Annotated in this window: 13 protein-coding genes; 6 read left to right on the top strand and 7 right to left on the bottom strand. The window is 65.0% G+C overall.

Annotated elements, in window-relative coordinates; all coding sequences use genetic code 11:
* Window positions 1–7 precede the first annotated feature (7 nt).
* Genes CYJ10_RS07530 through hemC form a run of 3 tightly spaced genes read right to left on the bottom strand, consistent with a single transcriptional unit; the run spans window position 8 to window position 4,314 of the window.
* On the bottom strand, window positions 8–1,198 hold the full coding sequence (locus tag CYJ10_RS07530; protein WP_101680872.1) for a heme biosynthesis protein HemY: 1,191 nt from the start codon (window positions 1,196–1,198) through the stop codon (window positions 8–10).
* A 4-nt stretch (window positions 1,199–1,202) separates the two neighbouring features.
* Window positions 1,203–3,308, bottom strand: coding sequence for a fused uroporphyrinogen-III synthase HemD/membrane protein HemX (gene hemDX / locus CYJ10_RS07525; RefSeq protein WP_101680871.1), 2,106 nt, complete (start codon window positions 3,306–3,308; stop codon window positions 1,203–1,205).
* Window positions 3,309–3,318: 10 nt separating this feature from the next.
* The gene (gene hemC, locus CYJ10_RS07520) at window positions 3,319–4,314 is read right to left on the bottom strand and encodes a hydroxymethylbilane synthase (protein WP_101680870.1); all 996 of its coding nucleotides are present in this window, start codon (window positions 4,312–4,314) and stop codon (window positions 3,319–3,321) included.
* A gap of 152 nt (window positions 4,315–4,466) precedes the next feature.
* On the opposite strand from hemC, the gene ppc reads away from it, so the two are divergent.
* The 4 genes from ppc to CYJ10_RS07500 all read left to right on the top strand — a co-directional run bounded on the left by ppc (window position 4,467) and on the right by CYJ10_RS07500 (window position 11,489).
* Window positions 4,467–7,484 (top strand): phosphoenolpyruvate carboxylase, encoded by a 3,018-nt coding sequence (gene ppc / locus CYJ10_RS07515; protein ID WP_101680869.1) that lies wholly within the window; start codon window positions 4,467–4,469, stop codon window positions 7,482–7,484.
* A 129-nt stretch (window positions 7,485–7,613) separates the two neighbouring features.
* Window positions 7,614–9,023: an argininosuccinate lyase gene (gene argH, locus CYJ10_RS07510; RefSeq protein WP_101680868.1), complete on the top strand. Its 1,410-nt coding sequence runs from the start codon at window positions 7,614–7,616 to the stop codon at window positions 9,021–9,023.
* A 196-nt stretch (window positions 9,024–9,219) separates the two neighbouring features.
* Window positions 9,220–9,762 (top strand): TRAP transporter small permease subunit, encoded by a 543-nt coding sequence (locus CYJ10_RS07505; protein WP_101680867.1) that lies wholly within the window; start codon window positions 9,220–9,222, stop codon window positions 9,760–9,762.
* Window positions 9,762–11,489, top strand: a complete 1,728-nt coding sequence (locus CYJ10_RS07500) for a TRAP transporter large permease (protein ID WP_101680866.1) — start codon at window positions 9,762–9,764, stop codon at window positions 11,487–11,489. Before CYJ10_RS07505 ends, CYJ10_RS07500 begins: the two co-directional genes overlap by 1 nt.
* 116 nt (window positions 11,490–11,605) lie before the next feature.
* Here CYJ10_RS07500 and CYJ10_RS07495 read toward each other — a convergent pair whose 3' ends face one another.
* The 4 genes from CYJ10_RS07495 to apbC form a co-directional block, all read right to left on the bottom strand.
* Entirely contained in the window at window positions 11,606–13,870 is a 2,265-nt protein-coding gene (locus CYJ10_RS07495) for an arginine/lysine/ornithine decarboxylase (protein ID WP_101680865.1), read from the bottom strand.
* Window positions 13,871–14,045: 175 nt separating this feature from the next.
* Window positions 14,046–14,612, bottom strand: coding sequence for a dCTP deaminase (gene dcd, locus CYJ10_RS07490; protein ID WP_101680864.1), 567 nt, complete (start codon window positions 14,610–14,612; stop codon window positions 14,046–14,048).
* Window positions 14,613–14,779: 167 nt separating this feature from the next.
* On the bottom strand, window positions 14,780–15,355 hold the full coding sequence (locus tag CYJ10_RS07485; RefSeq protein ID WP_101680863.1) for a superoxide dismutase family protein: 576 nt from the start codon (window positions 15,353–15,355) through the stop codon (window positions 14,780–14,782).
* A gap of 134 nt (window positions 15,356–15,489) precedes the next feature.
* Complete coding sequence (gene apbC / locus CYJ10_RS07480; RefSeq protein ID WP_101680862.1) at window positions 15,490–16,578, bottom strand: iron-sulfur cluster carrier protein ApbC; 1,089 nt, start codon at window positions 16,576–16,578, stop codon at window positions 15,490–15,492.
* 376 nt (window positions 16,579–16,954) lie between these two features.
* On the opposite strand from apbC, the gene CYJ10_RS07475 reads away from it, so the two are divergent.
* Together CYJ10_RS07475 and metG are read left to right on the top strand one after the other, a co-directional pair.
* Window positions 16,955–17,590: an OmpA family protein gene (locus CYJ10_RS07475; protein WP_101680861.1), complete on the top strand. Its 636-nt coding sequence runs from the start codon at window positions 16,955–16,957 to the stop codon at window positions 17,588–17,590.
* 309 nt (window positions 17,591–17,899) lie between these two features.
* The gene (gene metG / locus CYJ10_RS07470) at window positions 17,900–19,966 is read left to right on the top strand and encodes a methionine--tRNA ligase (protein ID WP_101680860.1); all 2,067 of its coding nucleotides are present in this window, start codon (window positions 17,900–17,902) and stop codon (window positions 19,964–19,966) included.
* The last annotated feature ends 104 nt before the right edge of the window (window positions 19,967–20,070 follow it).

Here is a 20,070-nt window from a genome sequence, read left to right as displayed (position 1 = left end):
CTGGCGATCAAGCCGCCAGCATGGCACTGTCGCGATAGTGCTTCTGGGCGTCCTCGGGTCGGTCGGTTTCCTCGAACAGCCGGGCCAGCGCCAAATGCGCGCGCACGCAGATGCGTCGCTGCGCGTCACGATCGGCGTACCGTAGCGCGCGTTCAAAGTTCGACTGGGCCTTGCCCCACAACTGCTCGCCCAGGCACAGCACGCCCAGCGTGTAGTACAGGTCGGCATCGTTCGGATGGTCGACCAGCCATTTCTCGGCCTGCTGGATCTGCGGCAGCGCCTTGCCCGGCTCCGCGCAATCGGCATAGCGCTGCACCAGCCGGCTGTCCCAGTTGACCTTTAGGGCTTCCTCGACGATCCGGCGCGCCTCGTTCTGGCGGTTCAGCGCCGAGAAATAGCGCGCGGCCTGCTCGGCGATCCGCACCGCATGCCGCTCGTCGGCCGACAGCGAGCGCCAGAAGTGATAGAGCGACTCCGCATCATGGCGGCGTTCCTCGAGCATCGCTTCCACGGCCATCTGCTTCAGCCGCAACGCCAGCACCGGGTGGAGTGCGTTGCGCTTTTCCAGTGAACGCGCCAGGCGCAGCACCTCGGTCCAGTTCTTCAGATGCTGGTGCGCACGCAGCGCAATCCGCTGCACGTGAATCTGCCGGCCGCCTTTTTCCTGCAGTTGGGCGATGGTTTCCAGCGCACCCTCGGGGTCGCGGGCATCCACCAGCAGCTCCGCCATCGACACCAGGCGAGCCTGTTCGCGCTCCGGATCGGTGACCTGCGACATCCATGCGTCGCGGCGTTCCGATTCCTGCATCCGGTGCGCCGCCCGCGCACCCACCAGCGCAGCGGTCTGCGCCTGCTCGGGCCACGACTGGGCTTCCTTGGCCGCGCGTTCGGCGCGGGCAAACCGGCCGGCAAACAGGTTCTCGATCGACTCGCGCAGCGCGGCCTGGGCCTTGCTCATGCGGCTGCGCTCACGGTACGCGGCAGCCCGGCGCGGCATTTCTGACAGGTGCCGCATCGTGGACATGACGGTCCAGACCACGAAGAACACCAGCAGCAGCAGTGCCAGCGTCAGGTTCAGCGACATCTCCACGCGGTACGGCGGATAGAACAGCACCACGTTGCTGTGATTGAACTGCGTGAACAGCGCCAGTCCCACCGCGCCGCCAAACAGTACGGCCACCCAGAAAAGCAGTCGCATGCGGCTACTCCTTCTTCAGGGCGCGCAGCGCGCCAAGGCTCTCGGCCATGGTCGGCAGCGACACGCTCACCGCGCTGGCCTGCGACTGCTTGAGCAGCGTCAGCACGCCCTGCACGCGGCGCGAGCGGGTATCGAAATAACGGCCGATCATCGCCTGCGCGGCAGCCAGGTCGTTACGGAACACCGGCTCGTTGCGAGACAGCAGCGCCAGCCGTGCGTTAAGCAGCCGCAGCTTCACGTTCTCCCGCAGGAACCAGCCCTGGTCGCCCGACAACAGCAGCGCATTGGTGTCATCCACCTTGCGCACGCGGATCACCTGGCCCAGTTCGGCCAGCACGTAGTCCCAGGTGCGGGTCAGGAAGTTGCCCGTGGCAGCCGGCGCCGAAGCGCCCTTGGCATCGGCCTTGGCCGGCTTATCATTCTCGCCGGGCACGCGGTCGAGCATGCGTTCGCCCGACAGCAGCGGCAGCGCATCGATCTGGTTGATCGATTCGTCCAGCTTGATGGCCGCGCCGGTCAGGTCGGTATCGGGTACGGCCTTCATGCGTGCGATATCGCGGGCGATGGCACGGCGCAGCTGGTTGTACTGCGGCTTGTCCGCGCGGGCCAGGCGCGCGTCGGCGCTCTGCAGCGCCGCCAGCGCCACCTGCACGTTGCCCGTCAGCTGGAGTTGCTGGCCGGCGTTGGTCAACAGTTGCTGGATCTCAGCGATTTCCCAGTCGTCGCGGTTGCGCATCAAGTCCTGATAGACCTGTTCCAGCGCCGCCTGCTTGTCGCGGGCTTCCACCACCTGACCGTCGAGTGCGCCGACCTTGGCTTGCAGCTCCTTGACCGTATCCTGCGCGTTCTTCGACAGCACGCGCGTTTCCTGCACCAGCGCATCGTTGGTCTGCTGGCGCCGCGCAAGCTCCTGGGTCAGGTGTTCCACGCGCATCTGCAGCCAGAAGAAGCCGCCGGCGATGGCCAGGACCAGGACGATGGCAACCACCCACCAAGCCGCCATGCCGCGGCGGGCACCGGCGTGCCCCGCGGACGGATGCGTAGTGAAAGACGTGCCGGCGGCACCGGACGGTGCAGCATGGCTAGACGAGGGGGACGTAGTCTCTGGCGTCACGCGTTCGACCTTCGTTGTCGTGGGTCCTGCGGACCCTGTTGATTCTGAGGCTGCCGGTGCGGGCGCTGGCACCGGCGCAACGGGCACCGACGGTGCGACCGGGGCGGGCGCCGGCACCACCGGCTCGGGTGCCGTCGGGCCGGCGTGGGCATTGCCCCATTGCGTACATGCGGCCAGCAGACCGGCATCGCCGGGCGCGGCGGGCAACACGTGCGCAAAACCCAGCGCCTGAGCCTGCGCCGCAATTCTCGCATGCGGCGCAATGCACTGCATCTGCTTCAGACGTTCGTGTTCCTGGGGCGACAGGTGCAGGCGCGCCAGGGCATCGAGATTGCGCACGGCTTCGGAACTGGTCAGCAGCCAGGCGTACGGCGGCGCGTCGGGCTTGAGGCTGTCGCGCGCGGCCTGCCACTGCATGCCCGTCGGCTCGGGCAGCGTGCGGCTGTAGGCCTCCACGGCATCCACCGTTGCGCCGGCTTCGCGCAGGCGGTCGCCCAGCCAGTCGCGGCCGCCGTTGCCGCGGATGATCAGCACGCTGCGGCCCGCGAACGCGCCCGGTGTGGTGTCGAGTTCGGTCCAGAGGGCTTCGGAGTCGAAACGTGGTGCGTCGGCGGAGGCATCGGCTTCGCCCTGCGCGCCAGCCGGGGCAATCACGCGATGGGTCGGCGGGGCGATGCCGCGCTCGGCCAGCGCCGTCACGCTTGACGGGCCGACCACGGCCACGGGAACACCCGATGGCCATTGCGCCAAACCTGCGGTGTTCTGGACCTGTGCCAGCGCATCCAGCGCGAACGACACGGCATTCGGGCTGACAAACACCACCAGCGCATAGTCGGCCAGGCGCGCCAGTGCCGCGCGCAGCGGCGCGTCGTCGGCAGCCGGGCCGATTGCCAGCAACGGGAAGCCGAGCACATCGAGACCTGCAGCCTGCAAGGCCTCGGTCAGTTGCCGGGACTGCCCGGCGGGTCGCGTGACTACGACGGTCGGGCGAGGCATCGGGCGTTCCTCAGGCGGGTCCGGCGGTCGACAGCGCAGCCAGTACGGCGTCAGCGCCCTGGTTCAGCAGGTCGCCAGCCACGGCGGCGCCCAGTTGCTCGGCGGCGAGCACCGATTCCACCGGCGCCGTGGCATGGGCGCGCACGTTGCGGGTGCCATCGGGCAGCGCGACAAAGGCGTCGAGCTGCAGCGTGGCGCCGTGCCAGCGCGCGTGGGCGGCCAGCGGTACCTGGCACGACCCGCCCAGGCGGCGCGATACGGCACGTTCGGCCGACACCGCCAGCAACGTCGGCACATGGTTGAGCGGCGCCAGCCATTCGGCCAGTTCGGGTCGGTCGGAGCGGATCTCGATCCCCAGCGCGCCCTGCCCGGCGGCCGGCAGCGAGCTGTCGGGCTCGATCAGTGCGCGGATGCGGTCGCCCATGCCCAGGCGTTTCAGGCCCGCTGCAGCCAGGATGATCGCGCCATATTCGCCACGGTCGAGCTTGCCCAGACGCGTGTCGAGATTGCCGCGCAGCGGCTTGATCACCAGATCCGGATAACGGCTACGCAGCGCGGCTTCGCGGCGCAGGCTCGAAGTGCCCACCACGGTGCCCGCCGGCATCTCGTCGAGCGAGGCGAATTGCGCGGAAACCAGCGCGTCGCGCGGGTCTTCGCGTTCCATGACGGCCGTCAGCGCAAACCCCTCGGGCAGCTCCATCGGCACATCCTTGAGCGAATGCACGGCCAGGTCGGCACGACCCTCGGCCATGGCCACCTCAAGCTCCTTCACGAACAGGCCCTTGCCGCCTACCTTTGACAAGGTCTTATCGAGAATTTGATCACCCCTTGTCGTCATGCCGAGAATGGACACATCGCATTGGGGATAGTATTGTTGCAACGCAGCACGCACATGTTCAGCCTGCCACATCGCCAGCCGGCTTTCGCGCGAGGCGATGACGAGCTTGTGTGGCATGCTGCGTGACGCTGCAGCGGACGAAGACGACGGTTGGGCGGGTGCTTGCATGCGCGCATGTTAGCACGCACCCCCTCGCAAAACCGCCAGATTGCCAGACCCAAAGTGACTTTCCGGCACGCGATTGATGCCGGTCGAATGCCCTGCCACGTGTATGGGGTTCGATACATATAAGCAATGCAGTGAGACGAGGAGATAAGTCAATGACGCAGCCTGCTGCGCGCCCCACCGGCCGTGCCCGTTCGACCGGCCGCAAGTCAGTTACGCCAGCCTCAGGCCAGCATGACGTGAATGGCACCACCCCGGGCGCCACCCCCAAGAAATCCCCCACCCGCAATGCCAGGGCATCGGCCAAGCCGACGCTGTCCGTAGTGACGCCCGAAGGCAACACCGTCGCCCCGGCCCGCCGCACCGCCGACAAGGATTTGCCCCTGCGAGAGGACATCCGCTTCCTGGGCCGCCTGCTGGGCGAATGCCTTCGCGAGCAGGAAGGCGATGCGGCCTTCGACCTGGTGGAAACGATCCGGCAGACCGCCGTGCGTTTTCGCCGCGAGAACGACCGCGCCGCCGGCACCGAACTGGACCGCCTGCTGAAGCGGCTGTCGCGCGACCAGACCAATTCCGTGGTGCGCGCCTTCAGCTATTTCTCGCACCTGGCCAATATCGCCGAGGATCAGCACCACAACCGCCGCCGCCGCGTGCATGCGTTGGCCGGATCGCCGCCCCAACCGGGCAGCCTGGCCCGCGCGCTGCAGGCCATCGACGCCGCAGGCGTCACCGGCAAGCAGTTGCGCGACTTCCTGGACGGCGCGCTGATCATGCCCGTGCTGACCGCGCACCCGACCGAAGTGCAACGCAAGTCGATCCTGGACGCGGAGCGCGAGATTGCCCGGCTGCTGGCCGAACGCGACCTGCCGATGACGGCACGCGAGCGCGACCACAACACGGCGCAACTGCGCGCCCGCGTGACCACGCTGTGGCAGACCCGCATGCTGCGCAACACGCGGCTGATGGTGGTGGACGAGATCGAGAACGCGCTGTCCTACTACCGCACCACGTTCCTGCAGGGCATTCCGCGCCTGATGGCGGAAATGGAAGAGGACATCGCCGAAGTCTTCCCGCGCCGCGGCAAGGCCGGCGCGGCGCCTGCGCCGCTGGCGCCATTCCTGCAGATGGGCTCGTGGATCGGCGGCGACCGCGACGGCAATCCGAACGTGACGGCCGACACGCTGGAGCACGCCGCGCAGCAGCAGTCCACGCTGATCATGCAGTGGTATCTGGATGAAGTGCACGCGCTGGGGGCCGAGTTGCCGCTGTCATCGCTGATGGTCGATGCCAGCCCCGAACTTCTGGCGCTGGCCGAGGCTTCGCCCGACCATTCCGAGCACCGCGCCGACGAGCCGTACCGCCGCGCGCTGATCGGCATCTACGCCCGCCTGGCCGCCACCACGGCGCGTCTGACTGGCCATGTGGCCCAGCGCCATCCGGTGGCCGACGTGGCGCCGTACGAAAATGCCGAGGCCTTCGCGGACGACATCCAGATCGTGCTGGATTCGCTGCGCCTGCACCACGGTCAGGCGCTGGCCCGTGGCCGCATCGATTCGCTGGTGCGTGCCATCGCCATCTTCGGCTTCCATCTGGCGTCGGTGGACATGCGCCAGGTGTCCGACGTCCACGAGGCCGTGGTGGCCGAGCTGTTCAAGGCCGCCGGCATCGAGGCCAACTACGCGGGACTGTCCGAGGAACGCAAGCAGGAACTGCTGCTGGCCGAACTGCGCCAGCCCCGCCTGCTGACGCTGCCCTGGCACGATTATTCCGAGCAGACCCGCAAGGAACTGGCGATTTTCTCGATGGCGCGCGACCTGCGCGCCCGCTATGGCAACCGCGTGGCCCGCAACTACATCATTTCGCACACCGAGACGCTGTCCGACCTGGTGGAAGTGATGCTGCTGCAGAAGGAAACCGGCATGCTACGCGGTGCGCTGGGCAGCAAGACCGATCCGGCCCGCATGGAGCTGATGGTCATTCCGCTATTTGAAACCATCGAGGATTTGCGCAACGCGGCCGGCATCATGCAGTCGCTGCTGGACCTGCCAGGCTTCGATTCGGTGATCAGGCACCATGGCGTCGAGCAGGAAGTGATGCTCGGCTATTCGGACTCGAACAAGGACGGCGGCTTCCTGACGTCGAACTGGGAGCTTTACAAGGCCGAACTGGCGCTGGTGAAGCTGTTCGAGGAACTGCGCGTGACGCTGCGCCTGTTCCACGGCCGCGGCGGCACCGTGGGCCGGGGCGGTGGCCCGACCTACGAGGCCATCCTGTCGCAGCCGCCCGGCACCGTGAACGGCCAGATCCGCCTGACCGAGCAGGGCGAGATTATCAATAGCAAGTTCGCCAATGCGGAAATCGGCCGACGCAACCTGGAAACGGTGATCGCGGCCACGCTGGAAGCGTCGCTGCTGCCGACACAGAACGCACCGGCCGGACTGGCCACATTCGAGGGCATCATGCAGCACTTGTCGGACCACGCATTCCGCGCGTACCGGCACCTGGTGTACGAGACCCCGGGATTCAAGGACTACTTCTTCGCCACCACGCCGATCACCGAGATCGCCGACCTGAACCTGGGCTCGCGGCCGGCGTCGCGCAAGCTGATGGACAAGAAGAACCGCAAGATCGAGGATCTGCGCGCGATTCCGTGGGGTTTCTCGTGGGGTCAGTGCCGCCTGCTGCTGCCGGGCTGGTACGGCTTCGGCAGCGCGGTCAAGGCCATGCTGGACGCCGCGCCGGACGAAAAGTCGCGCAAGGCTGCCGTGGCCACGCTCAAGCGCATGATCAAGACCTGGCCGTTCTTCCGGACGCTGCTGTCGAACATGGACATGGTGCTGGCCAAGACCGACCTGGCCGTGGCCTCGCGCTACGCGGGGCTGTGCGACGACCCGGCGCTGCGCAAGACCGTGTTCTCGCGCATCAGCGCCGAGTGGCACCTGACCTGCGACATGCTGTCGCTGATCACGGGCCGCACGGAGCGCCTGGCCGAGAATCCGCTGCTGGCCCGCTCGATCAAGAACCGCTTTGCCTACCTGGACCCGCTGAACCACCTGCAGGTGGAACTACTCAAGCGCTACCGAGCCGGCAAGGACGCCGACGATGTCCGCGTGCGGCGCGGCATCCACTTGACGATCAACGGTGTGGCGGCCGGGCTGCGGAATAGCGGCTGATATATGTGATCTTTTGGATGCTTGAATCCCTTCTCCCGCGCCGTGCGGGAGGAGGGAGCCTTCCTGCGGCAGTTCTGCCCGCCTCTGGCGATATAATCGCCATTTCCGATTTTCCGCCCTGCCCCTGACATGACCTCCCAACTTGCCAAGAAAGGCGAAGCCTGGTCCGCCCGCTTCTCCGAACCGATGTCCGACCTGGTGAAGCGTTACACCGCGTCGGTCTTCTTCGACAAGCGCCTGGCGCTGTTCGACATCCAGGGATCGCTGGCGCACGCGGCCATGCTGGCCAGGCAGGGCATCATCGCCGACGCCGACCGTGCCGAGATCGAGCGCGGCATGACGCAGATCCGGGGCGAAATCGAATCCGGCGCGTTCGAGTGGAAGCTCGACCTGGAAGACGTCCACCTCAATATCGAAGCGCGCCTGACCGCGCTGGTCGGCGACGCCGGCAAGCGCCTGCACACGGGTCGCTCGCGTAACGACCAGGTGGCCACCGACATCCGCCTGTGGCTGCGCAGCGAGATCGACAACATCATCGGCCTGCTGGGCGACCTGCGCGGTGCGCTGCTGGACCTGGCCGAGAAGAACGCCGACACCATTCTGCCCGGCTTCACCCACCTGCAGGTAGCGCAGCCGGTGACGTTTGGCCACCACCTGATGGCCTACGTGGAAATGTTCACGCGCGACGCCGAGCGCATGGCCGACTGCCGCTGCCGCGTCAACCGCCTGCCGCTGGGTGCCGCCGCGCTGGCCGGCACGAGCTACCCGATCGACCGCGAATTCGTGGCCCAGCAATTGGGCTTTGACGGCGTGTGCCGCAATTCGCTGGACGCCGTGTCGGATCGTGATTTCGCCATCGAATTCCTGGCCGCCGCGTCGCTGGTGATGACCCATATCTCGCGTTTCAGCGAGGAACTGGTGATCTGGATGAGCCCGCGCGTCGGTTTCATCGACATCGCCGACCGCTTCTGCACGGGCAGCTCGATCATGCCGCAGAAGAAGAACCCCGACGTGCCCGAGTTGGCGCGCGGCAAGACCGGCCGCGTCTACGGCCACCTGAACGGCCTGCTGGTGCTGATGAAGGGCCAGCCGCTGGCGTACAACAAGGACAACCAGGAAGACAAGGAACCGCTGTTCGACACGGTGGACACCGTGGTGGACACGCTGCGCATCTTCGCCGACATGGTGCCGGGCATCAGCGTCAAGCCGGACAACATGCGCGCCGCCGCGCTGCAGGGCTACGCCACCGCCACCGATCTGGCCGACTATCTGGTCAAGCGCGGCCTGCCGTTCCGCGACGCCCACGAGGCCGTGGCCCATGCCGTGCGCGCCTGCGACGACCGCCACTGCGACCTGGCCGACCTGACGGTCGAAGAACTGCGCCAGGCGTCCGGCCTGGGCGACAAGGCTTCGCTGATTGGCGAGGACGTACACGCCGTGCTGACGCTGGAAGGCTCGGTCGCATCGCGCAACCATATTGGCGGCACCGCGCCGGACCAGGTCCGCGCCGCGATCGCCGCCGCACGCAAGGCACTGTGACGCTGTAAGTTTCAAGTAAGTCTGCGTCGTAAAAAAGCCGCCGTGGCCTGAGGGCTCCGGCGGCTTTTTCTTTGGTTTTTCGTTTGTTTTCCGGGGCTTGGCCCGGAAATGCCACATCGGTAGGACAATCCCCTAGCGCCCACATAAATTGTTACAGATAAACTAATCGGCGCATAAAACCGGGGGGAGACAACCCATGAAATACTTGCTTGGTCTGTCACGACAGATCGACAGGTTGAATCAGCACACGGGCAGGCTTGCAAACATCATGATCCTGCTGTCGTGTCTGATCAGCGCAGGGAACGCCCTGCTTCGTTACGGCTTCAACCTTAGCGACAACTGGCCGCTGGAACTGCAGTGGTACATGTTTGCCGTGTCCGTGATGTTCGGCGCGTCGTACACGTTCCAGCGCAATGAGCACGTGCGCGTGGATCTGATCTACGGCAACGTGTCCGAACGCGCGCAGCACTGGATCGACATCTTCGGCATCGTCGTGTTCCTGTTGCCGTCGACGATCCTGTTCACGTGGCTGTCGTGGGAATCGCTGTTTCTGCCTTCGTGGCGCATTCTCGAGCAGTCGGGCAACTCGGGCGGCCTGCCCCGTTATCCGATCAAGCTCGTGGTGCCCATCGGCTTTGCCCTGCTCACGCTGCAGGGGATTTCCGAACTGATCAAGCGCTTTGCCGCCCTGAAGGGCCTGGTGCGCATCGAATCAAAATACGAAAGGCCGGTGCAATAATGATTCCATTGGAATATATGCCGCCACTGATGTTCGGCGGCCTGGTGGTATTCATGCTGATCGGGTTCCCGGTCGCATTCTCGCTCTCGGCGGTAGGCCTGGCCTTCGGCTTCCTGGCCATCGAATGGGGCTACTTCCCGTTGCAGTTCCTGCAGGCGGTGCCCAGCCGGATATTCGGCAGCGTGCTGGCCAACGAGCTGCTGCTGGCGATTCCGTTTTTCACCTTCATGGGCGCCATTCTGGAAAAATGCGGGCTCGCGGAGGACATGCTCGACTCGATGGGCCAACTGTTCGGCCCGGTGCGGGGCGGGCTGGGCTACTCGGTGATCATCGTCGGTTTCATCCTGGGCGCGATCACCGGCACGGTGGCCGCGCAGGTGATCGCCATGGCAATGATCTCGCTGCCCGTGATGATGCGCTACCGCTACAACATGAAGTACGCCACGGGCGTGCTGGCCGCATCGGGCACGATCACGCAGCTGGTGCCGCCGTCGCTGGTGCTGGTGGTACTGGCCGACCAGCTCAAGACGCCGATGGGCAGCGCCGACGTGGGCAGCATGTACCTGGGCGCCTGGGGCCCCTCGGTGGTGCAGATCCTGCTGTTCGCGCTCTACACCTTCGTCCTGACCCGCATCAAGCCCGACTGGCTGCCGCCGGTGCCGCCGGAAGCCCGCACGCTGCGCGGCTGGCCGCTGTGGGCCAAGTGCCTGCGCGGCATCATCCCCTGCGCGGTGCTGATCTTCCTGGTGCTGGGCACGATCATGCTGGGTATCGCCACCCCGACCGAATCGGGTGCGATGGGCGCCGTCGGCGCGCTAGTGCTGGCCGTGATCCGCGACAAGGGTTTCAACCGGATCGACCGCAATATCTACCGCATCGGCATCGGCGCCACGCTGGTGGCGGCGGCCGTCGGCGTGTTCGCGTTCGGTTCGCATGCGTTCCGGATTCCGCTGGCTGTGGCCTACCTGGTGGTGCTCTGGCTGCTGATCCGCGCCGGGCAGCTGACCGAACTGCGCCTGCTGATCGTCGAGGCCTACCAGTCCACCGCCCGGATCACGGCGATGGTGGTGTTCATCCTGATCGGCTCCACCTGCTTCTCGGTGGTGTTCCAGGGCGTGGACGGCGGCGCGTGGGTGGAGCACCTGTTCACCTCGTTGCCGGGCGGCTGGATCGGCTTCCTGATCGTGGTCAACCTGTTCATCTTCTTCCTGGCGTTCTTCCTGGACTTCTTTGAGATCGCGTTCATCGTGGTGCCGATGCTGGCCCCGGTGGCGGTCAAGGTCCTGGCGCCGGTGGTGGCCGATTCGATGGGCGGCAACCCCGAGGCCGCCGCCACGGCCGCGCTGGTCTGGTTCGGCGTGATGCTGTGCGTGAACATGCAGACGTCGTTCATGCACCCGCCGTTTGGCTTCGCGCTGTTCTACCTGCGCGGCATCGCGCCGAAGGAAGTCAAAAGCTCGGACATCTACTGGGGCGCGCTGCCCTGGGTAGGCCTGCAACTGGTGATGGTGCTGCTGGTGATGTTCTGGCCGGGCATGGTGACCGGGCTGCTCGACAAGGGATCGCTCAAGCATAGTAATTCCGCCGAAGTCAGTATTCCGCTAGGCGGGCAGGAAAGCGAGAGCAAACCTGGCGGGCCGGCGTCGACACCGGGCACGCTGGAACTGCCGAGCAGCAGCGAAAGCGAACCGGCCACACCGCAGTTCCAGTTCGAGAAGAGCAAGTAGCGCAATTGGGCGGGGTTGGAGGGTGATGCCCTGACCCCCTCCCCACAGAGCACGCCAAAACAAAAAAACCCCCGGCCTCGCGGCACGGGGGTTTTTTGTTTGGATCGAATGAAGCGTTACTGCTTCACGCAGTCCACGAAGTACGCCGTCTGGCCGTCGATTTCGTCTTCCACCAGGCCGTGGATGTCGGTCTCGAATCCCGGGAACAGCTTGTTGAACTCGCGGGCGAACTTCAGGTACTGCACGATGGTGCGGTTGAAGCGCTCGCCCGGGATCAGCAGCGGAATGCCCGGCGGGTACGGCGTCAGCAGGATGGCGGTCACGCGGCCTTCCAGTTCGTCGACGGGCACGCGCTCGATCTCGCGGTGCGCCATCATCGCCCAGGCGTCCGACGGCTTCATCGCCGGCTCCATGTCCGACAGGTACATCTCGGTGGTCACGCGCGCCACGTCGTTGGCCTTGTAGACGCTGTGGATGGCGTCGCACAGGTCGCGCAGGCCCATCCGCTCGTACTGCGGATACTTGCCGACGAACTCGGGCAGCACGCGCCACAGCGGCTGGTTCTGGTCGTAGTCGTCCTTGAACTGCTGCAGTTCGGTCACCAGCGAGTTCCAGCGACCCTTGGTGATGCCGATCGTGAACATGATGAAGAACGAGTACAGACCCGTCTTCTCGATGATGATGCCGTGCTCGGCCAGATATTTGGTGACGATGGCGGCCGGGATGCCGCGCTCGCTGAACTCGCCGTCCACGTCCAGGCCCGGGGTGATGATCGTGGCCTTGATCGGGTCCAGCAGGTTGAAGCCGTCGGCCAGGTCGCCAAAACCGTGCCAGCGCTCGTTGGCCTGGAGCATCCATTCGTCGCGGTCGGGCACACCCTCTTCTGCCAGAGTGTCCGGGCCCCAGACCTTAAACCACCAGTCGCCATTGTTCATCACGTCGTAGTCGGCCTCGACCTTGCGCACGGCGCGGCGGAAGTCCAGCGCCTCGGCAATGCTTTCCTCGACCAGCGCGGTGCCGCCCGGCGCTTCCATCATGGCCGCCGCCACGTCGCACGAGGCGATGATCGAGTACTGCGGGCTGGTGGAGGTGTGCATCAGGTACGCCTCGTTGAACCGGTAGCGGTCCAGCTTGCGGGTCTCGGAATCCTGCACCAGGATCTGCGACGCCTGCGACAGGCCGGCCAGCAGCTTGTGCGTGGATTGCGTGGCGAACACCAGCGCGTCCTTGCTGCGCGGACGGTCACGGCCGATGGCATGCATGTCACGGTAGAAATCGTGGAACGCGGCGTGGGGTAGCCAGGCTTCGTCAAAATGCAGCGTGTCGATTTCCGACGTCAACATTTCCTTAATTTGCTCGGCGTTGTACAGCACGCCGTCGTACGTGCCCTGTGTGATCGTCAGGATGCGCGGCTTCTGGTTCTTGGCCTTGCTGGCGAACGGATGGTTCTCGATCTTCTTTCGGATGGTCTCCGGATCGAACTCGCTCTTCGGGATCGGGCCGATGATGCCGTAGTGGTTGCGCGTCGGCATCAGGAACACCGGGATCGCGCCGGTCATCATGATTGCGTGCAGGATCGACTTGTGGCAGTTGCGGTCCACCACCACGATGTCGCCCGGCGCCACGTTGGCGTGCCAGACCATCTTGTTCGACGTCGACGTACCGTTGGTCACGAAGTACATGTGGTCCGAATTGAAGATGCGCGCGGCGTTGCGCTCCGACGCCGCTACCGGGCCGGTGTGGTCCAGCAGCTGGCCCAGTTCTTCCACGGCGTTGCAGACGTCGGCGCGCAGCATGTTCTCGCCGAAGAACTGGTGGAAGACCTGGCCCACCGGGCTCTTCAGGAACGCCACCCCGCCCGAATGGCCGGGGCAGTGCCACGAGTACGAACTGTCCTGCGCGTAGTCGATCAGCGCCTTGAAGAACGGCGGGGCCAGCGTGTCCAGATAGACCTTGGCTTCGCGGATGATGTGGCGCGCCACGAATTCGGGGGTGTCCTCGAACATGTGGATGAAGCCGTGCAGCTCGCGCAGGATGTCGTTCGGAATGTGACGAGACGTGCGCGTTTCGCCGTACAGGAAGATCGGCAGGTCGGTATTGCGGCGACGCACTTCGTTCACGAACGCGCGCAGCTTCTCGATGGCGGCGGCTTCGGGCTGGTCGTCGGCGCGCACGAACTCGTCGTCGTCGATCGACACGATGAACGTGGAAGCCCGGCTGGACTGCTGGGCGAACGATGTCAGGTCGCCATAGCTGGTCAGGCCCATCACTTCCATGCCCTCGCGCTCGATGGCCTCGGCCAGTGCGCGAATGCCCGAGCCGGAAATGTTCTCGGAACGGAAGTCTTCATCGATGATGATGACGGGGAAGCGGAATTTCATCGGGCAATCCTTGATGAGGGTGCTTGTAAAGACTTGAGCCACATGGCCGCCGGGAGGTTCCCGCAGCGGCGACATGTGGCTCGTTCGTCAGGTCTGGCGCCCGGGCAGTCGTGCCCGTTGGCGCCGCCGGCGCGATTCACACGCCGGCATTGTGAGGCAGAAAAATGACAGGCCGTCAGGTCTTCGGCAGCGTGACACCTTGCTGGCCCTGGTACTTGCCGCCGCGGTCCGCATACGAGGTCTCGCAGATCTCGTCCGATTCAAAGAACAGCACCTGGGCGCAGCCCTCGCCGGCGTAGATCTTGGCGGGCAGCGGCGTGGTGTTCGAGAACTCCAGCGTCACATAGCCTTCCCATTCGGGCTCGAACGGCGTCACGTTGACGATGATGCCGCAACGCGCGTACGTGCTCTTGCCCAGGCAGATGGTCAGCACGCTGCGCGGAATCCGGAAGTACTCCATCGTGCGGGCCAGCGCGAACGAGTTCGGCGGGATGATGCAAACGTCACCCTTAAAGTCCACGAACGACTTCTCGTCGAAGTTCTTCGGATCGACGATGGTGCTGTTGATGTTCGTGAATATCTTGAATTCGTCGGCGCAGCGGATGTCGTAGCCGTAGCTCGACGTGCCATAGGAAACGATCTTGCGTCCGTCCGATTCCCGTACCTGGCCGGGCTCGAACGGTTCGATCATGCCTTGCTGTTCCGCCATGCGGCGGATCCACTTGTCGGATTTGATGCTCATATAGACGTGGCAGGATGGTCGGACAGCTGGCCGGCCATACCCGGCGCCGCTGGAATGGGGCGCATTGTACAACCATTCGCGGCGCAGGCCCGATGCCGAAGATCAAGGCCGGACACCCTCCTCCCGTCAGGCGGGAGAAGGGCTGGTGGACGCCGCCACGCGACGGGTCAGGTCGCCGCGATCACGCCGCAGGCGATGCGGCCACCCGCATTTCCCGTGGGCTGGGTGCGATAGTCATCCGGGTCCTTGTGGACGATTACCGACCGGCCCACCACGCTGTTCGGGCCCGCGCCCACGGTCACGTCGCTCATCACGAACTGCGCGCGCGCATTGCCGGCGGAATCGGCCGTCAGGTTGTTCATGTCGCCAGCATGGTGTTCAGGCATCGACATCTGGCCATGCGGCTTGGCGCCCGGATTGAAGTGGCCGCCGGCGCTCATGCCGTCCGGCGCCGAGCAATCGCCCTTCTCGTGGATATGGAAGCCGTGCGTGGTGCCCGGCGGCAGGCCGGTCACCGCCACCACCACCATCACGCCGCCGCCCTGCTGCTGCTCAAACGTGACGCGACCGCCGGTATTGGTGCCGCTCTTGGACGCCAGCGGCGCGGCGGCCCGCGTGGCACCCGGGGCGGCCATGGCCGCGCTGGCCGTGGGCGCCGCCGACGGGCTCTTGTCCGTCTGCGCACAGCCGGCTGCCAGCACCGCGGCAGCACCGACCGTCAATCCGAAAAGTACACGTTTCATGCCGTTCCTCCTCTTCTTGCTTGTGTGCGCGATGCCCGCGCGTGAACGTCGACGACCTGCCGTGTGGATTGTAGGACAGGCGCCCGGCACGACTATGTCGGACAGCCTCCCATTTTTGCTGCCCGTCAAACGTCTCAGGTGTTCTGGACGACGATGCTCGGAAACTTGTTGCTCATGTCGCGCGCCTTGTCGGCAACTTTGATGGCCACCTTGCGCGCCATTTCGCGATAGATCCCGGCGATCTGGCCATCCGGATCGGCCACCACCGTGGGGCGGCCCGAATCGGCCTGCTCGCGGATCGACAGGTTCAGCGGCAGGCTGCCCAGCACATCCACGTCATAGTCGGCGCTCATCTTCTGGGCACCGCCGGCGCCGAAGATGTGTTCGGTATGGCCGCAGTTCGGGCAGCAGTAGACAGCCATGTTCTCGACGATGCCCAGGATCGGAATGCCGACCTTCTCGAACATCTTGAGACCCTTGCGGGCGTCCAGCAGGGCGATGTCCTGGGGCGTGGTCACGATCACCGCACCGGTGACCGGCACCTTCTGGGACAGCGTCAGCTGGATGTCACCGGTGCCCGGCGGCATATCGACGATCAGGTAGTCCAGGTCGCTCCAGTTGGTCTGGCGCAGCAGCTGCTCCAGCGCGGAGGTCACCATCGGGCCACGCCAGACCATCGGGTTGTCCTGTTCGATCAGGAAACCGATGGAATTGGCCTGCAGCCCATGGCCCTGCAGCGGGATCATGGTCTGGCCGTCGGTGGATTCGGGACGTCCGCTGATACCCAGCATCATCGGCAGGCTCGGGCCATAGATATCGGCATCGAGCATGCCCACGCGCGCGCCCTCGGCGGCCAGGGCCAGGGCCAGGTTCACGGCCGTGGTGGACTTGCCCACGCCGCCCTTGCCAGATGCCACGGCGATCACATTTCGCACGCCGGGCAGCAGCTTCACGCCGCGCTGCACCGCATGGGCGACGATTTTCATCGACACCGCCACGCTGACATTAGCCGAGGCGTCCGCCTTGCGCACGGCATCGGTCACAAGGTTGCGGATCAGGTCGAACTGGCTCTTGCCCGGGTAACCGAGCTCCACCTCCACCGACACGTTGCTGCCGTCGACTCGCACATTGCGCGCCGACCGCGTGGAGACGAGGTCCTTGCCCGTATTGGGATCGATGACCGTACGCAGGACTTCGGTTACCTGTTCAATGGTGAGGCTCAAGACAGACTCCGCTCTTGGAATGAAATTGTGGGGGATGCGAGTCGCGTAATGTAGCAAAAGAACGTCAACCGGCAGGGGCCACGGTAGCAGGTCCGCGCGCACTGTGGCACGCCGTCTGATTTAACCCTTGGTTAAGTGTGGATTTACAGACATTTACATCTCTCACACTCCTGGGGTTGTGCGGCTGACACCATCTGCCTATTGTAGTGCGCCGGCCTTGCGGCGCTCCGGCCATGTGCGTCAGCGCACGGCAGGCCCTGAGCGTTTTCATACGCATGTTGAAACTTGTCGCGCCTCGACCGCCGTTTGGCACCAGGCGTTACCATGCGACATGCCGTTGGCCAAACATTTTCGGGTATCACCAGAAGGAGAAAGCATGAACCTCAAGCTCGTTACCGTCTCGATCGTCGCCGCTGCAGCCCTGGCGGGCTGCGCCACCGAACAGCAGACCCATACCGCGGTCGGCACCGGGGTTGGCGCGGCCGTGGGGGCTGGGCTGGGCAACCTGATCGGCGGCAACACCACGGGCACGCTGGTTGGCGCTGCCGTGGGTGGCGCGCTGGGCGGCGCAACCGGATACAACTGGAACGCCATCCGCGGCAAGCTGAACAAGGACACCGCCGGCACCGGCACCCAGATCACCGAGCAGCCGGACGGCTCGCTGAAGGTCAATATCCCGAGCCAGGTGACGTTCGATACCGACAGCGCCACGATCAAGCCGTCGTTCCGCGCCGTGCTGGACCAGGTCTCGCAGACGCTGGGCCAACACCAGGACGTGACCGCCAACGTCGTGGGCCATACCGACAGCACCGGCAACCCGAGCTACAACATGCAGCTGTCGCAACGCCGTGCCCAGAGCGTGGCCGCCTATCTGGGTGACCATGGCGTGGCGCGCAACCGCCTGACTGCCGAAGGCCGGGGCCAGACCCAGCCCGTGGCGGACAACGCCACCGACGCCGGACGCGCACAAAATCGTCGTGTCGAAATTTTCTTGAAACCAATTTCGGGGTGACCAGTCATACAGTTCAGGTACCGCTTGCCACCGTTGCTGGCTCGCGATGGGTGGCTGACCTCCCGGGCGGTACCTGATTTCTCCTCCTTTTCCGTTGTGGAAAGCTGCGCCGGTACCTAACCGGCGCTTTTTTTTGCCCGTTTGACTTCCGATCGTGCCATCCGGCATGCCATTTCAGCGAGATTGCGCGCCGATTATGCCCCGTTCGGCGCCAATCCGAGCAATCCGTCCGGGCAGTTGCTAAAATAGCCGGTTCCTCCGTCCGGCAGCCGCCGGGCGTGCATCGACACCCACTGAACGGCTCTTTTCATGACCGCACGCCGCATTCTCGTTACCTCTGCCCTGCCGTATGCCAACGGCCAGATCCACATCGGCCATCTGGTGGAGTACATCCAGACCGACATCTGGGTGCGTTTCCAGCGCATGATGGGCAACGAGGTCTACTATGTCGGCGCCGATGACACCCATGGCACCCCGGTCATGCTGCGTGCGGAAAAGGAAGGCATCACGCCCAAGCAGCTGATCGACCGCGTCTGGACCGAGCACAAGCGCGACTTCGACAGCTTCCTGGTGTCCTTCGACAACTACTACAGCACCGACGCCGAGGAAAACCGCGAACTCTGCGAAAAGATCTACCTGTCGCTGAAGGGCCAGGACCTGATCGCCGAGCGCGATGTCGAGCAGTTCTTCGACCCGGTCAAGAACATGTTCCTGCCGGACCGCTTCATCAAGGGCGAATGCCCGAAGTGCGGCGCGAAGGATCAGTACGGCGATTCGTGTGAGGTATGCGGCACCACGTATGTGCCAACCGACCTGAAGAACCCGTACTCGGTGGTGTCCGGTGCCACGCCGGTGCGCAAGTCGTCGACGCACTTCTTCTTCAAGCTGTCCGATCCGCGCTGCGAAACGTTCCTGCGCGAGTGGGTGGCCGACCTGGCCCAGCCCGAGGCCAGCAACAAGATGCAGGAATGGCTGGGCGCCGAAGGCGAGGCCTCGACGCTGTCCGACTGGGACATCTCGCGCGACGCGCCCTACTTCGGCTTCGAGATCCCGGGCGCACCGGGCAAGTACTTCTACGTGTGGCTGGATGCCCCGATCGGCTACTACGCCAGCTTCAAGAACCTGGCGGCCAAGCGCGGCATCGACTTCGACGCCTGGGTGGGCCCGCACTCCACGGCCGAGCAGTACCACTTCATCGGCAAGGACATCCTGTACTTCCACACGCTGTTCTGGCCCGCGATGCTGAAGTTCTCGGGCTATCGCACCCCGACCAACGTGTTCGCGCACGGCTTCCTGACCGTTGACGGCGCCAAGATGAGCAAGTCGCGCGGCACGTTCATCACCGCGCAGAGCTACATCGACACCGGCATGAATCCGGAATGGCTGCGTTACTACTTTGCCGCCAAGCTCAACGCGAGCATGGAAGACCTGGACCTGAACCTAGACGACTTTGTCGCCCGGGTGAACAGCGACCTGATCGGCAAGTACGTGAACATTGCCAGCCGCGCGGCTGGCTTCCTGGTCAAGCGCTTCGACGGCAAGGTGAACGAGGCCGCCCTGGCCAATCCGCTGCTGGAACAACTGCGCCAGGCCGCGCCGCAAATCGCCGCGTATTACGAAGGCCGCGAGTACAGCAAGGCGCTGCGCCTGGTGATGGAGCTGACCGACGCCGTGAACGCGTTCGTCGACACCAACAAGCCGTGGGAACTGGCCAAGGACGAAAGCAAGCGCGATGCACTGCACGCCGCATGCTCGGTGTCGCTCGAAGCGTTCCGCCTGCTGACGGTCTACCTGAAGCCCGTGGTGCCGAACATGGCCGCCGGTGTCGAGTCGTTCCTGAATGTGGATGCACTGGACTGGCGCGGAATCGACAAGCAGCTGTCCTCCGACCGCCCGATCCAGGCCTACCAGCATCTGATGACCCGCGTGGACACCAAGCAGATCGACGCACTGCTGGCCGCCAACCAGGAATCGCTGCAGGCCGCGGCCCCGGCCGCCAACGCGGCAGCGTCCGCATCGATCGAACCGATTGGCGAAACGATTACGATCGACGACTTCGCGAAGATCGACCTGCGCGTGGCGAAGATCGTGGAATGCCAGAAGGTGGAAGGCTCGAACAAGCTGCTGCAGCTGACGCTGGACTTGGGCGAAGGCAAGATGCGCAACGTGTTCTCGGGCATCCAGTCGGCCTACACGCCCGAGCAGCTGGTGGGCAAGCTGACGGTCGTGGTGGCCAACCTGGCGCCGCGCAAGATGAAGTTCGGCATGTCCGAAGGCATGGTGCTGGCCGCCTCGGCCGCCGACGAGAAGGCCAGCCCGGGCCTGTATATCCTGGAACCGCATAGCGGCGCCGTACCGGGCATGCGGATTCGCTAGGCACCGTCAGACTGATTCTGGCGTCGTTGCGCGGGCGCTCCTCGACAAATAAAAACGCCGACGGCCTTTGCTCCGTCGGCGTTTTTATTTGTGGCCGGCAACCT

Origin of the sequence: Cupriavidus pauculus, from assembly GCF_002858765.1 — a bacterium.
GTDB lineage: Bacteria > Pseudomonadota > Gammaproteobacteria > Burkholderiales > Burkholderiaceae > Cupriavidus > Cupriavidus pauculus_B.
This window is presented reverse-complemented; position numbering and strand designations above follow the sequence as displayed.

Coding starts and splice junctions, on each gene's coding strand:
- hemDX (WP_101680871.1), bottom strand. CDS start 3,308: ATGCCTCGCCCGACCGTCGTAGTCACGCGACCCGCCGGGCAGTCCCGG.
- CYJ10_RS07495 (WP_101680865.1), bottom strand. CDS start 13,870: ATGAAATTCCGCTTCCCCGTCATCATCATCGATGAAGACTTCCGTTCC.
- ppc (WP_101680869.1), top strand. CDS start 4,467: ATGACGCAGCCTGCTGCGCGCCCCACCGGCCGTGCCCGTTCGACCGGC.
- dcd (WP_101680864.1), bottom strand. CDS start 14,612: ATGAGCATCAAATCCGACAAGTGGATCCGCCGCATGGCGGAACAGCAA.
- CYJ10_RS07485 (WP_101680863.1), bottom strand. CDS start 15,355: ATGAAACGTGTACTTTTCGGATTGACGGTCGGTGCTGCCGCGGTGCTG.
- CYJ10_RS07500 (WP_101680866.1), top strand. CDS start 9,762: ATGATTCCATTGGAATATATGCCGCCACTGATGTTCGGCGGCCTGGTG.
- argH (WP_101680868.1), top strand. CDS start 7,614: ATGACCTCCCAACTTGCCAAGAAAGGCGAAGCCTGGTCCGCCCGCTTC.
- CYJ10_RS07475 (WP_101680861.1), top strand. CDS start 16,955: ATGAACCTCAAGCTCGTTACCGTCTCGATCGTCGCCGCTGCAGCCCTG.
- CYJ10_RS07530 (WP_101680872.1), bottom strand. CDS start 1,198: ATGCGACTGCTTTTCTGGGTGGCCGTACTGTTTGGCGGCGCGGTGGGA.
- metG (WP_101680860.1), top strand. CDS start 17,900: ATGACCGCACGCCGCATTCTCGTTACCTCTGCCCTGCCGTATGCCAAC.
- hemC (WP_101680870.1), bottom strand. CDS start 4,314: ATGCAAGCACCCGCCCAACCGTCGTCTTCGTCCGCTGCAGCGTCACGC.
- CYJ10_RS07505 (WP_101680867.1), top strand. CDS start 9,220: ATGAAATACTTGCTTGGTCTGTCACGACAGATCGACAGGTTGAATCAG.